Consider the following 12962-nt stretch of genomic DNA (forward strand, 5'->3'; position numbering starts at 1 on the left):
TGTGGGAGGCCGCCCCAGCAGGAGCAAATCTTTTGTGGGAGGCCGCCCCTGCGGCCGAATGCATGCAGGGGCAACGCGCACCATTCGCGAGCAGGGGCTCGCTCCCACGAACCCAGTCTTCCAGCAAGTGCTTTGGGAGGCTTGCCCCATCAGGAGCAAACCTCTTGTGGGAGGCTACTCCTGTAGCAGCAGATCTTCTGTGGGAGGCTTGCCCCAGCATAAGCAGATCTTCTGTGGGAGGCCGCCCCTGCGGCCGAATGCATGCAGGGGCTACGCGCACCATTCGCGAGCAGAGGCTCGCCCCCGCGCACTCAGTCTTCCAGCAAGAGCCGCTGTAACTCGGCCAGCTCCTGCGGGCTCAGGCCAATGGCGCCGTTCAAATAGTGGGCCATACCGCCATGCTCGGTGTCCACCGCTTCAAAGGCGGCATGCAAAAACTCGGGTTGCACTTGCCACAGCACCTTCATCACATGCGGGTGGCCTTGGCCTTCCAAGCGGGCGTCGCGTTTGTAAAGCTGGTTGGTCAGCAAATAGTCGTGCTCGATGGTGGCCCGATCAACGCCCAGCGCTGACAGCAGCAGCGCAGCGGCAAAGCCCGTGCGGTCTTTGCCAGCCGTGCAGTGGAACACCTGGGGCGTGGGCTGCTCCAGCAGGTGCTTCAAAAAACGGCCGAAAGTGTCCGCGTTCTGGTTCACAAAATCGCGGTAGGTTTCGCGCATCAAGTCGACCGTCTCTTCGGTGGTGGGCACAATGCCTTGCGCCACCAAGGCCTGCATGCGGGCGATCACGGTGGGCTCGATCGTCAGGGCCACACGTTCGATGCCAGCAATGGCATAAGGCGTGGCGGTGTATTCGGCCACGCCCCGAAAGTCCAGGCTGTGGCGCACGCCCAGCGCCTGCAAACGGGCCACGTCACTGTCGGTCAAGCCCGCCAGATGGTCCGAGCGGAACACCCGGCCGCGTCGCACGCGTTGCCCGTCAGCGGTCCGGTAACCGCCCACATCGCGGAAGTTGGAGGCGCCTTGGAGGGGGCCGATTGGGTTGGGTATGGGGGTCATGTGCGTTTGAAAAGGGATGGCCTCATTGTGCGGCCTGCAAACTGGAAAACCTGTCATCTTGGTGCAAAGCGGGGGCCGACCTTCTCTTTCAGGCCTCCGGTTAAAATCTCTGCTTCCCAAGGAGCGTTGCAGCCCGCCGCCGTCAAGGCGCCGCAGGTCAGGCTTGGGGCCTTCAATTCCTGATTGTTTTGCACAACGACGCTCACCTGTAGCCCCAAGGTGAGCCTGTGTCTGTTGTCGCGTCTTCTATCGTGTCTGTTCCTCCCATGAAGCTGTCCGGTCTGGAGCCCGTCTCCATCGGCGTGACCTATTCAGAGGGGGACAGAGCTGAAGGTCTGTCCCCCAGTGCTACTTTCGTCAACGTGGGCGAGCGCACCAACGTGACCGGCTCCAAGGCCTTTGCCCGCATGATCTTGAACGGCGAGTACGAGCAGGCCCTGGCCGTGGCGCGTCAGCAGGTCGAAAACGGCGCGCAGGTCATCGACGTGAACATGGACGAAGCCATGCTCGACAGCCAGGCGGCCATGGTGCGGTTTTTGAACCTGATGGCCGGTGAGCCCGACATCGCCCGCGTGCCGGTGATGGTGGACTCGAGCAAATGGACCGTGATCGAAGCCGGTCTGCGCTGCATCCAGGGCAAGGGCATCGTCAATTCGATCAGCATGAAAGAAGGCTTGGACGAGTTCAAGCGCCAGGCCAAGCTGGTCAAGCGCTATGGGGCTGCCGCCGTGGTCATGGCGTTTGACGAAAAAGGCCAGGCCGACACCTATGAGCGCAAGATCGAAATTTGCGAACGCGCTTACCGCGTGCTGGTCGACGAGGTGGACTTCCCGCCCGAAGACATCATTTTTGACCCGAACATTTTTGCGATTGCCACAGGCATCGAAGAGCACAACAACTACGCGGTGGACTTCATCAACGCGACGCGCTGGATCAAGCAAAACCTGCCGGGCGCCAAGGTGTCGGGCGGTGTGTCCAACGTGAGTTTTTCATTCCGGGGCAACGACCCGGTGCGCGAAGCCATCCACACCGTGTTCCTGTACCACGCGATCCAAGCGGGCATGGACATGGGCATCGTGAACGCGGGCATGGTCGGCGTGTACGACGACCTGGAGCCCACGCTGCGCGAGCGGGTGGAAGACGTGGTGCTGAACCGCCGCCCTGACGCGGGTGAGCGCTTGGTTGAAGTGGCCGACAGCGCCAAAGGCGCGGCCAAAGACGAGACCACCAAGCTGGCCTGGCGCGGCACGGTGGACGCGCCCGTGGGCGTGGCGCAGCGCTTGAGTTATTCCCTGGTGCACGGCATCACCGACTTCATCAGCGACGACACCGAAGAGGCTTACCGCGAGATTTTGGCCAAGGGCGGACGCCCGCTGCATGTGATCGAAGGCCCGCTGATGGACGGCATGAACGTGGTCGGTGACCTGTTCGGCCAGGGCAAGATGTTCTTGCCGCAGGTGGTGAAAAGCGCCCGTGTGATGAAGCAAGCCGTGGCGCATTTGCTGCCCTACATCGAGGCCGAAAAACTCGCGCAAGAAGCGGCAGGCGAAGACGTGAAAGCCAAGGGCAAGATCGTGATCGCCACCGTCAAGGGCGATGTGCACGACATCGGCAAAAACATCGTCACCGTGGTCTTGCAGTGCAACAACTTCGAAGTGGTCAACATGGGCGTGATGGTGCCTTGCCACGAAATTTTGGCCAAGGCCAAGGAAGAAAACGCCGACATCATTGGCCTGTCGGGCCTGATCACGCCCAGCTTGGAAGAGATGCAGTACGTGGCCAGCGAGATGGAAAAAGACCCGTACTTCCGCGAACGCCAAATGCCGCTCTTGATCGGCGGCGCGACCTGCAGCCGTGTGCACACCGCTGTCAAGATCGCACCCAACTATTCAGGCCCCGTGGTCTATGTGCCCGATGCCTCGCGCAGCGTGGGCGTGGCGCAGGGCTTGCTTTCCGAGCAAGCGGCCAAGTTCATCGCCGAGCTGAACGCTGACTACGACAAGGTGCGCGAGCAGCACGCCAACAAAAAACAAACCCCGATGTGGACGCTGCCCCAGGCCCGCGCCAACAAGACGCCGATCGACTGGTCACAAGGCGTGCCCGCCGCGCCCAAGTTCATTGGCCGCCGTGTCTTCAAGAACTACGACCTGGCCGAGATTGCCCAGTACATCGACTGGGGCCCCTTCTTCCAGACCTGGGACTTGGCCGGGCCTTTCCCCGCCATCCTCGACGACGAGGTGGTGGGTGAGCAAGCGCGCAAGGTGTATGCAGACGGCCAAGCCATGTTGCAAAAAATCATCGACGGCCGCTGGGTCACGGCCAACGCGGTGCTGGGCCTGTACCCTGCCAACAGCGTGAACGACGACGACATCGCCCTGTACACGGACGAGTCCCGCCAGCAGGTCGCCATGACCTGGCGCGGCTTGCGCCAGCAAACCGAGAAGCAGCGCATTGATGGGGTGATGCGCCCCAGCCGTTGCTTGGCCGACTTCGTTGCGCCCACAGGGCAAGACCATGTGGGAGTCTTCGCCGTCACGGCAGGCATTGGTGCGGACAAGCGCGCCGCCGCTTTTGAAGCCGCGCACGACGACTACAGCGCCATCCTGCTCAAGTCATTGGCCGACCGCTTGGCCGAAGCGCTGGCCGAGTGCCTGCACAAAAAAGTGCGCACCGACCTGTGGGGTTACGCGGCGGGTGAGGCGCTGAGCAACGAAGAGTTGATCGCTGAAAAATACCAAGGCATTCGCCCCGCACCTGGCTACCCGGCCTGCCCCGACCACAGCGCCAAACAAGCCATGTTCGACTTGCTGCAATGCCAAGACATTGGCATGGGCCTGACCGAGAGCCTGGCCATGACGCCTGCGGCCAGCGTGAGTGGCTTCTACATGGCGCACCCTGAGGCGCAGTACTTCAACGTGGGCAAAGTGGCTGACGACCAAGTGCAAGACTTGGCACAGCGCAGTGGGGTCGAGGTGAAAGACCTGCAGCGCTTGCTGGCGCCCAACTTGTAAAACACCATGCACAACTTCTGGACGGCCTGCGGCCACCAACACCTGACACGCAACGAGCGGGGTTGGTGGGTTCCCAGTCCAGACTATTGGCGCCTGTGGCTGCAGCGCCCAGAGTTGGCGCTGGTGCCCGAGTCGTGCAAGGCCGAAAAGCGTTTGCATGCCGCCCTGACCGATGCGCCCAACATGCAGGTCACCCCTGCAGACTACAAACATTTCAAGGACGACGATGTCCGCGAAAATTACAAGCTGTTTCTGCATTTTCGCGATGAAGTGGAAGCTGCAGGCTCACTGGAGTCGGCCTACATGGCCTGGCAGCAAAGCGGCAACATCCAGCTGCCTCCGCTCTTCATCGACCTGGTGGTGCAGGCCATTGTGTGCAATGTGCTGGCCGATGTGCAGGACGCGTGGGTTTGGCGTGCTGCCGAGTTGTTGTTTCGCCGTCAGCGCATCACCATCGAAGGCGGGCGCGTGCTCTCGGGCGACAGCGACACGCTCGACAGCCTGAAGTCCACAGGCGGTCTGGGCGAGATGGGCCGCCTCTTGATGGAGGGTGGCGCCACGCTCAAGGCGGTCGATGTGAAGGTACTGCACCCGGACAACGCCGAGCGCTATTTTGCGCAGCGTGAGGGCCTGGGCCGATATGCCTTCTTGCTCGACATGACGCATGAACTCCAAAACGAATTGCCGCATGGTTTGATTTTGAGCATGGTCAATGCACGCTCAGGCCTCAAGGCTTTGTCGCTGGTGCTGGCCCGCTGGGTGCAGCACTTTTTGGGCGTGGCCGTCAGCATCGAGCCGGTGCAAAAAGTCGATGACCCGGCCTGGCGCTGGCATGTGGGGCTGGATGTGACCGCCACCGCTTTGCTCAACGACCTGTACCAGGGCATTGAGCTGCAAGCCTCGCGCCAGCAGCAACTCATCAGCCTGTTCAAATTGCGTTTTGACAACCCGCAAGACATGCGTGCCGACGTTCAGGGCAAGCCGGTGTATCTGGGCCTGGCCATGAACGAGCAGGGACTGCTCAAACTCAAACCGCAAAACCTGCTGCTCAATTTGCCCTTGACCCTCTCTTCCTGAGCCCATGGCGCTCAGGTCTCGTTTTCGATAACCTACCCACCCATGATGAAAACTGCCCTTCGCCTGTCGTGTTTCGCCCTTGCCCTGTGGTCCCAAGCCGTCATGGCGCAAAACGCTGTGACGCTTGCCGCCGCCAAAGAAGAAGGCGCTGTGGTGACCCCCAGTGGCCTGGTCTATCGAAGCCTGAAAGACGGCAACGGTGCCAGCCCCACCGCCAGCGACAAAGTGACGGTGCACTACAAAGGCACCTTCCCGGACGGACGCGAATTTGACAGCTCTTACAAACGCGGCCAGCCCATCGACTTTCCTCTCAACCGCGTGATCGCGTGTTGGACCGAAGGCGTGCAGCGCATGAAGGTGGGTGGCAAAGCCAAGTTGACCTGCCCGCCTGAAATCGCGTACGGTGCGCGAGGCGCGGGCAGCGCGGTGCCGCCCAACGCCACGCTCTTGTTTGAGGTGGAGTTGCTGGGCATCCAAGGCAAGTGATGCCATAGGCGCCATTCACGGGACTACTCAGCCAAGCTTGACATGACACACCAGACTTCTTCCCCCACCGAAACCTTGCAGCGGCGTTGGAATCGTCGGCAAACCTGGCTTGCCTTGGGCGCGGTTTCGGTGTGGCCCGCCGCCCTGGCTGTGCGCCCGGCGGCAGCGCAAGCGGTCCACAACGCTTGGCCCGACACCCTGCGCGCCGCCCGTGGCCAAACGGTGTACTTCAACGCTTGGGCTGGCAGTGAGCGCATCAACGCCTACATTCAATGGGCCGCCGGCGAGTTGCAGCGTGACTTTGGCGTCAAATTGCAGCACGTCAAGATCAGCGATGCGGCCGATGTGGTCAAGCGGGTGCGTGCCGAAAAACAGGCTGGGCGCCAAGACAGCGAAGGCACCGTGGACCTGATCTGGATCAACGGCGAGAACTTTGCCGCCATGAAGCAGGCTGGTTTGTTGTCAGCGCCTTTTGCACCCACCTTGCCCCATTTCCAGTGGGTGGACACGGTGGGCAAGCCCACCACCTTGGTCGATTTTTCGGTGCCCACCGACGGGCTGGAGTCGCCTTGGGGGATGGCGCAGCTCACGTTTTTTGCCGATGCCAAACGCTTGGCCAAACTGCCCCAAAGCATGGCCGAACTGCTGGCCTTGGCGCGCAGCCAGCCCGGGCGCATCACCTACCCGCGCCCGCCGGAGTTCCACGGCACCACCTTCGTCAAGCAGGCCCTGTTCGAGTACGCGCCCGATGTGAAAGTGCTGGCCCGCCCTGTGTCCCCCGAGGCCTTGCAAACGCAAGCGGCACCCTTGTGGCGTTTTCTGGATGCGCTGCACCCGCACTTGTGGCGCGCTGGCAAACAGTTCCCGCAAAACGCGGCCGCCGTGCGCCAGATGATGGCCGATGGTGAGTTGGTGATGGCGCTCACCTTCAACCCCAACGAAGCGGCCAACGAGATCGCCGCCAAACGCTTGCCCTCCACGGTGCAGAGCTGGCAGTTTGCCAAGGGCACGGTGGGCAACACGCACTTTGTGGCCATACCGTACAACGCACCCAGCAAAGCCGGTGCGCAGGTGGTCGCTAACTTTTTGCTGTCGCCCGCTGCGCAAGCACGCAAGGCCGACATCGACGTCTGGGGCGACCCGACGGTGCTGGATGTGGCCCGTTTGCCCGCCCCTGAGCGTGCGCGGTTTCAATCGGCAACGCGACCCGGGCAAGTGGCCGTGACCGCACCAGTGCTGCCCGAGCCCCATGCCTCCTGGGTCGATGCCCTTGAAAAAGAGTGGACCCGCCGTTACGGCGTGTGAGATGGCCGCTGCTTTTTTTTGTAGGTCGGCGGCTTCAGCCCCGACATGGGGTCCGATCACCGCCAATGTCGGAGCCAAAGCTCCGACCCACAGGACTTGAGGTTCATGGCGGCCTTGCTGCTGGCCCTGATCGCTGGCCTGCCCATGGGCTGGGCCTTGTGGGCTGCTGCATCGCAAATGTTCGATGCCAGCGCCTGGCAAGCCCTGTGGGCCGATCCGCTGACGCTGCGCGCTTGGGGCATGACACTGTGGACCGGGTTGGCCTCCACGGTGCTGGTGTGGTGGACCGTGGCGCGCCTATTGGCCCATGGTTTCATTCGCCAGCAATTGGCCCGCTGGCTCACCCATGTGCCTGCTTTGCTGGCCACGCCGCACGCGGCCATGGCCATTGGTTTGGTGTTGTGGCTCTCGCCCAGCGGCTGGGCTTTGCGCCTGGTGTCGCCGGGTCTGACGGGTTTTGATGCGCCGCCGCCTTGGTTGACCACCCAAGACCCTTGGGGCTTGGGTTTGATTTTGGCGCTGTGGCTCAAAGAAGTGCCGTTTCTGGTCTGGGTGGCGGCCACGCAACTGCAACGCGAAGACCTGCGCCGACGATGGCAAGCCGAATTTTCACTGGCCCAAACTTGGGGCCACACGCCCGCCACCGCCTTTGCCCAAGTGGTCTGGCCGCAGCTGGCCCCGCGTTTGCGCTGGCCGCTGCTGGCGGTACTGGCCTATGGGCTCACGGTGGTGGACATGGCGCTCATCATCGGCCCTGCGACGCCACCCACTTTGGCCGTGCTGGCCTGGCAATGGCTGGGAGATGCCGATGCGGCCATGCAGGCGCAAGGTGCAGCGGCGGCGGGGTGGCTGACGGGCACGGTTCTGTTGGCGGGCGTGCTCATTGTGCTGGCGTTGCGGGTGGTCGCTGCCATGCGCAAATTCGCGAGCAGGGGCTCGCTCCCACTGAGTCAGACGACGGATCTGGGGGGCTGGCTCCCACAGAAAACCCCGACATGGATTCTGCATTTTTGTAGGAGGCTGCCCCTGCAGCCGAATGGCCAATCAAGCAAGGGTTGGCATTCAACACCAGGCCGCTCGCGCGGCCGAATGAATGGCTGGGTGTTCGCCATCGGCGCGGCCTACCTCGCCGTCTGGTTCGCACTTGTGGTGGGTAGCGTCTCGGGTGTCTGGCCTTTTCCGCAACTGTGGCCATCGCTGTGGACGGGCGATGCCTGGGCGCAAGTGATCGCCAGTGTCCCCACGGTGTGGACCACCTTGGGTTTGGCGGTGGCCTCGGCCAGTGTGTGCCTGGTTTGGTCGGTGGCCTGGTTGGAGCTGACACCGCGCCGCTGGCAACAGGCTTTGCGACCATGGTGCTTGTTACCGCTGCTCTTGCCCTCGGTGCTATGGGTGGTGGGTCTGTACAGCGTGGCGCTGCAGTGGCGCCTCGAGGGGCAATGGTTGGGCCTGCTTTGGGCGCATGCGGTCATGGTGCTGCCGTATGTGCTGCTGGCCTTGGAGCCCGCCTATTTGGCCGTCGATCCGCGCCAATCGGCTGTGGTGGCCAGCTTGGGAAAAGGCCGCTGGACAGACTTGCTGCGCATCAAATGGCCGCTGCTCCAACGCGCCATCGCCTCGGCCTGGGCGGTGGGTTTTGCGGTCAGTGTGGCGCAGTATTTGCCCACCTTGTATGTGGGGGCGGGGCGCTTTGCCACGGTGACCACCGAGGCCGTGACGCTGGCGTCTGGTGCGCAGCGCTCGCTCATGAGCGCTTATGCCGCTTTGCAGATGCTTTTGCCTGTGTTGGCCTTTGCCTTGGCCGCTTACTGGGGCAGGCCACGCCAATTTGAGAAGATCGGGCCGATGAAAGACAACACATGAACGCAGGACTCCAGATCGACATCGAACGCTTGGGCACCGCGGCGCAGACCTTGGTGCAAGACCTGCACTTGCATGTGCCCGCAGGCGAGATCCTCACGCTCATGGGGCCGAGTGGTTGTGGCAAAAGCGCGGTGCTGGCGGCCACGGCGGGCACGCTGGCCAGCGTGTCCGAAGGTTTGCAGCCTTTGCAGTTTGAAGGCCGCGTGCAGCTGAACGGACGCGACCTCACCGCCTTGCCCACGCACCTGCGCGGTGTCGGCTTGGTGTTTCAGGATGCGCTGCTGTTTGCGCACATGACCGTGGCTGAAAACCTGCTGTTTGCCGTGCCCCGCGCCTTGCCGCTTGCACAGCGCCAAGCGCGTGTGCAGCAAGCGCTGCAAGAGGCGGAGTTGTCGGGCTTGGGTGAGCGTGATCCATCGACCCTGTCAGGCGGGCAACGCGCCCGCGTTGCCCTCATGCGGGCGCTGCTGGCCGAGCCGCAAGCGCTGTTGCTGGACGAGCCGTTTTCCAAACTCGACGCCGCCTTGCGGGCCCAGCTGCGCCCGTGGGTGTTTGCGCATGTGCGCGAGCGGCGCATCCCGGTGGTGCTGGTCACACACGACGAACAAGACGTGGCCGACCCTCAGCGCATGGTGCTCTTGCGTGCAGCCACCGAAGAAAGCGCCCACCATGTTTGACCGCCACGCCCAAACCCTGTTGCGCCCCGCGCTGAACGCTGCCGCACGCCGCTTGGTGCGCGCAGGCATCAGCGCCGACGCGCTGACTTGGCTGGGCTTTGCCATCGGCATGGCCGCCGCCGTGGCCATTGCGCTGCAAGCCTGGTGGTGGGGCTTGGCGCTGCTGCTGGCCTCGCGCTTGCTCGACGGCCTGGACGGCAGCGTCGCCCGCCTGACCCAGCCCACCGACGCGGGCGGCTTCTTGGACATCGCACTGGACTTCGTGTTCTACGCAGCCATCCCCCTGGCCTTTGCGGTGGCCAACCCCAGCGCCAACGCCCTGCCCGCCGCCGCCTTGCTGGCCAGCTTCATCGGCACCGGCAGCAGCTTTTTGGCCTTCGCCGCACTCGCCGAAAAACGCGGCCTGCTAGATACCGCCTTGCCGGGCAAAAGCTTTTACTTCTTAGGCGGCTTCACCGAAGCCACCGAAACCATCAGCGTGTTTGCTGCGATGTGCGTGTGGCCTGAACACTTTGCGGTGTTGGCTTATGGGTTTGCGGGCTTGTGTGCTGTGACGACGGGGATGCGGGTGGGGTGGGGGTATCGGCGCCTCGACTGATTATCGAGTTCGTCTTTCGATTACCTGATCTGGCTCACGTGGTGCAGGAGTTGCCTCTCCACCAGGTGCGACACAACGAAAATGCAACTCAGTAGAGCCTGGCTGAGCAGGCCGTGCAGGTGTTGTTGTGACTTGAAGCGTTTTGACTTGAAGTCCCTTACCCCTGCAAAAATCGTTTGCCTCTTGGTAAACAGCAGCTTTGTTGCTGAGCGAGACACCCAGTCCTGGAGTTCCGTCTTTCTTCCCGATTAAATATGAGTCTTGGTCCATTGGAATGATGCCAGTGCTGGCGCAGCCAGCGAGCAAGATAAGCAGTGACTATAGAAGTTTGATTCTTTATTTCCGACGTCAAGAATTTGTAGATTTGCGAAAGCGGTGCAAAGAGCTTACGTATCGCTTATTTGTGCTTGTTTGAGGGAAAACTGATTACTGCGGCCAGCCAAATTACCCGCTTCTCGAGGCCTGCGAACCAGCCGTACTTCCAGCTTGCAACCCAAGGCATCAGCATATTTTGTTAGCGTAGCTAGCGATGGTGAGTGCTTGCCACTACCAGATTCCATCCGTGCCACGGCAGATTGGGTAGTTCCGATTTTTTCGGCCACCTGCGCTTGGGTCAGGCCTTGCGACGTACGGGCTTTCAAGAACTCGTCCAAAAGAGAAAATTCGTCGCTCAGCTTGTCGAATTCAGCTTTAACAGCCGAATCGGCCAGTGCCTGGGTGCGCAGTTGTTTATGCGTCAACATCTTTCCACTCCTTCATACGTTTGCGTGCAAGAGCCAATTCTTTGGGCGGTGTTTTGTCGGTCTTCTTCATAAATTGATGAAGCATGACAATTTTGCGATTCACCACCGTACAGAAAAATACGCGTCCAATACCTTCTCGGGACTTCAATCGCAGCTCAAAGAGTCCTGAACTCATGGCACGCGTGTGTGGCATTCCTAAATCCGGACCAAATTCCATCATCCGATCAGTGCAATGAAAGTACCTTGCCAAAATGCCGGGCGGTAAAGCCAGCACTTCAGCCTGTAACTTTTCATCGTGATATTGGATGTCCCACTTCATGCTGAAAATATAGCATGTTTGAGATAATTTTTTGCTCAGGGTTGTTGATCCTGGATACACACTTGAACACTTTGCCGCGCTATGTTCGGTGACAACCGGGATGCAGATTGGATGGTGCTATGGGCACACGCGGCGAATACGCCGCATATTCACCTCAAAATGTGCGGCGAAAGATGGGGCTCAGCGTCGTACAAACTGATTGCGCGACACTAAGACTTGCAAGCGTGACACATTAAGCGACATAATGACCATCAATACTGTCGCTCATAGTCGCGCTTTCGCCCCTTAAGCGCGACAAATTGCCCCAAAAGGCCACCCCATGCCCCGCATCACCCCCGCCGACGAATTGCATCAGATCGAATCCATCGTGGCCGCGCACCCGGGCGGGATCGGCATTGCCGAGATCGAGGCGGCCATGGCGCAGTGTCAGGGCGGGGCGCTGAACCGCCGCACTTTGCAGCGCCGCTTGCTCAAACTGATCGATGCGCAGCGGATCGCGTCTGAGGGGCAGAGCATTGCGCTGGTTTACAAGCCGGTGGCGCAGGGATGGGCGCAACTTGTGGGCGGTAGCGGTGTCGGGGGCGTCATGACCCCAGTGGGCGTGGCCGAGGCGGAGCCTGATTTGCCGGTTTCGCCCGCAGGGGCCAGCATCCGTGAACGGGTCCGTCAACCGCTGATGCACCGCCGACCGGTGGGTTATCGGCGTGAGTTTTTAGAGGCCTATCAGCCGGGCGTCACGTTTTATTTGCCCACCGCGCTGCGCAGCCAGTTGCACGAGATGGGCCGCACGCCTGACCATGAACGGCCCGCAGGCACCTACGCCCGCGACATCTTGAGCCGTTTGTTGGTGGATTTGTCGTGGGCTTCATCGCGGCTGGAGGGCAACACCTACAGCCGCTTGGACACGCAAAACCTGATCGAGCATGGCCAGGCGGCTCAGGGCAAGGACGCCATTGAAACGCAGATGATCCTGAACCACAAAGCCGCCATCGAGATGCTGATGGAGGATACGAACGAGGACACGAACGAGGTGGGCTTGGATGCCTTCACGTTCAAAAACTTGCATGCCGTCTTGTCGCAAGATTTGATGCGCGACCCGCAGGCCAGTGGCAGGCTGCGTCGGCGCGTGGTGGAGATTTCGGGCACGGTGTTTCACCCCGTCGCCATGCCCCAGGTGATTGAGGACTGTTTTGAGCTGCTGCTGAAAAAAGCCGCCGCCATTCCCGATCCGTTTGAGCAGGCGTTTTTCCTCATGGTGCAGCTGCCGTATTTGCAGCCCTTTGAAGATGTGAACAAACGCGTGTCGCGCATTGCCGCCAATATGCCGCTGATCCAGCACAAGCTTTGCCCTTTGTCGTTCGTCGATGTGCCCGAGCGGGCTTACATCGAAGGCACTTTGGGGGTGTATGAGCTCAACGAGGTCGATTTGTTGCGCGACGTGTTTGTGTGGGCGTATGAGCGTTCGTGCCAGCGTTATCTGGCCATCACCCAAACCATGGTCGAGCCGGACCCCCTCAAAATCAAATACCGCGAGGCGTTGATTCAGGCTGTGCAGACGGTGGTCAAGGGCCTGCAAGCGCCCGGCCCAGACGCGCTGGCCACTGTGGTGGCGCACATGCCTGTGCCTGCAGTCGACCAAGACGCGTTCACCCACATATTGACCGAGGCGCTGCAGCAGTTGCATGAAGGCAGCGTGGCCCGCTACCGGCTGCGTCGCTCTGAATACCTGGCCTGGCAGTTGGTTTGCTCGGGGGGTGGCGATCACCCAGCACTTTTTGGCCAGCCGCACTGAACGGTCAGTTCATCAGCGTTATCGTTCACAGTC

11 protein-coding genes and 1 riboswitch are annotated in these 12962 nt (G+C 61.4%); of the genes, 8 read left to right on the forward strand and 3 right to left on the reverse strand.

The genetic code is table 11. The features are described 5' to 3' along the window. Window positions 1–311 precede the first annotated feature (311 nt). Window positions 312–1058, reverse strand: coding sequence for a tyrosine-protein phosphatase (locus tag B9Z31_RS03985; protein WP_100118355.1), 747 nt, complete (start codon window positions 1056–1058; stop codon window positions 312–314). A 112-nt stretch (window positions 1059–1170) separates the two neighbouring features. Next, a riboswitch (S-adenosyl-L-homocysteine riboswitch) is annotated at window positions 1171–1269 on the forward strand. Between the two features lie 55 nt (window positions 1270–1324). Here B9Z31_RS03985 and metH point away from each other — a divergent pair. The 7 genes from metH to B9Z31_RS04025 all read left to right on the forward strand — a co-directional run bounded on the left by metH (window position 1325) and on the right by B9Z31_RS04025 (window position 10075). Further along, window positions 1325–4069, forward strand: a complete 2745-nt coding sequence (gene metH / locus B9Z31_RS03990; protein WP_100118256.1) for a methionine synthase — start codon at window positions 1325–1327, stop codon at window positions 4067–4069. A gap of 6 nt (window positions 4070–4075) precedes the next feature. Beyond that, window positions 4076–5146, forward strand: coding sequence for a DUF6352 family protein (locus B9Z31_RS03995; protein WP_100118257.1), 1071 nt, complete (start codon window positions 4076–4078; stop codon window positions 5144–5146). 102 nt (window positions 5147–5248) lie between these two features. Next, window positions 5249–5632, forward strand: a complete 384-nt coding sequence (locus B9Z31_RS04000; RefSeq protein WP_233200723.1) for an FKBP-type peptidyl-prolyl cis-trans isomerase — start codon at window positions 5249–5251, stop codon at window positions 5630–5632. Window positions 5633–5674: 42 nt separating this feature from the next. Continuing rightward, window positions 5675–6937: an ABC transporter substrate-binding protein gene (locus B9Z31_RS04005; RefSeq protein ID WP_100118258.1), complete on the forward strand. Its 1263-nt coding sequence runs from the start codon at window positions 5675–5677 to the stop codon at window positions 6935–6937. A gap of 105 nt (window positions 6938–7042) precedes the next feature. Continuing rightward, window positions 7043–8800, forward strand: coding sequence for an ABC transporter permease (locus B9Z31_RS15535; RefSeq protein ID WP_199174429.1), 1758 nt, complete (start codon window positions 7043–7045; stop codon window positions 8798–8800). Beyond that, window positions 8797–9477 carry an ATP-binding cassette domain-containing protein gene (locus B9Z31_RS04020; protein WP_100118259.1) on the forward strand — a complete coding sequence of 227 codons (681 nt, stop codon included), beginning with the start codon at window positions 8797–8799 and terminating at the stop codon, window positions 9475–9477. The genes B9Z31_RS15535 and B9Z31_RS04020 overlap by 4 nt, the downstream gene beginning before the upstream one ends. Then, a complete protein-coding gene (locus B9Z31_RS04025; RefSeq protein ID WP_100118260.1) occupies window positions 9470–10075 on the forward strand; it encodes a CDP-alcohol phosphatidyltransferase family protein in 606 nt (201 codons plus the stop codon). The genes B9Z31_RS04020 and B9Z31_RS04025 overlap by 8 nt, the downstream gene beginning before the upstream one ends. A 386-nt stretch (window positions 10076–10461) precedes the next feature. On the opposite strand, the gene B9Z31_RS04035 is transcribed toward B9Z31_RS04025, so the two are convergent. After that, complete coding sequence (locus tag B9Z31_RS04035; protein ID WP_100118262.1) at window positions 10462–10818, reverse strand: helix-turn-helix domain-containing protein; 357 nt, start codon at window positions 10816–10818, stop codon at window positions 10462–10464. Next, window positions 10805–11137, reverse strand: a complete 333-nt coding sequence (locus B9Z31_RS04040) for a type II toxin-antitoxin system RelE/ParE family toxin (RefSeq protein ID WP_100118263.1) — start codon at window positions 11135–11137, stop codon at window positions 10805–10807. Before B9Z31_RS04040 ends, B9Z31_RS04035 begins: the two co-directional genes overlap by 14 nt. A 319-nt stretch (window positions 11138–11456) precedes the next feature. On the opposite strand from B9Z31_RS04040, the gene B9Z31_RS04045 reads away from it, so the two are divergent. After that, complete coding sequence (locus B9Z31_RS04045; RefSeq protein ID WP_100118264.1) at window positions 11457–12929, forward strand: Fic family protein; 1473 nt, start codon at window positions 11457–11459, stop codon at window positions 12927–12929. The last annotated feature ends 33 nt before the right edge of the window (window positions 12930–12962 follow it).

Origin of the sequence: Limnohabitans sp. G3-2 (assembly GCF_002778275.1) — a bacterium.
Classification (GTDB): Bacteria; Pseudomonadota; Gammaproteobacteria; order Burkholderiales; family Burkholderiaceae_C; genus Limnohabitans_A.

Bases quoted from the DNA above. Each gene is read 5' to 3' on its own strand.
- B9Z31_RS04000 (WP_233200723.1), top strand. From the start codon at position 5,249: ATGGCGCAAAACGCTGTGACGCTTGCCGCCGCCAAAGAAGAAGGCGCT.
- B9Z31_RS03995 (WP_100118257.1), top strand. From the start codon at position 4,076: ATGCACAACTTCTGGACGGCCTGCGGCCACCAACACCTGACACGCAAC.
- B9Z31_RS03985 (WP_100118355.1), bottom strand. From the start codon at position 1,058: ATGACCCCCATACCCAACCCAATCGGCCCCCTCCAAGGCGCCTCCAAC.
- B9Z31_RS04045 (WP_100118264.1), top strand. From the start codon at position 11,457: ATGCCCCGCATCACCCCCGCCGACGAATTGCATCAGATCGAATCCATC.
- B9Z31_RS04035 (WP_100118262.1), bottom strand. From the start codon at position 10,818: ATGTTGACGCATAAACAACTGCGCACCCAGGCACTGGCCGATTCGGCT.
- B9Z31_RS15535 (WP_199174429.1), top strand. From the start codon at position 7,043: ATGGCGGCCTTGCTGCTGGCCCTGATCGCTGGCCTGCCCATGGGCTGG.
- B9Z31_RS04040 (WP_100118263.1), bottom strand. From the start codon at position 11,137: ATGAAGTGGGACATCCAATATCACGATGAAAAGTTACAGGCTGAAGTG.
- B9Z31_RS04020 (WP_100118259.1), top strand. From the start codon at position 8,797: ATGAACGCAGGACTCCAGATCGACATCGAACGCTTGGGCACCGCGGCG.
- B9Z31_RS04025 (WP_100118260.1), top strand. From the start codon at position 9,470: ATGTTTGACCGCCACGCCCAAACCCTGTTGCGCCCCGCGCTGAACGCT.
- metH (WP_100118256.1), top strand. From the start codon at position 1,325: ATGAAGCTGTCCGGTCTGGAGCCCGTCTCCATCGGCGTGACCTATTCA.
- B9Z31_RS04005 (WP_100118258.1), top strand. From the start codon at position 5,675: ATGACACACCAGACTTCTTCCCCCACCGAAACCTTGCAGCGGCGTTGG.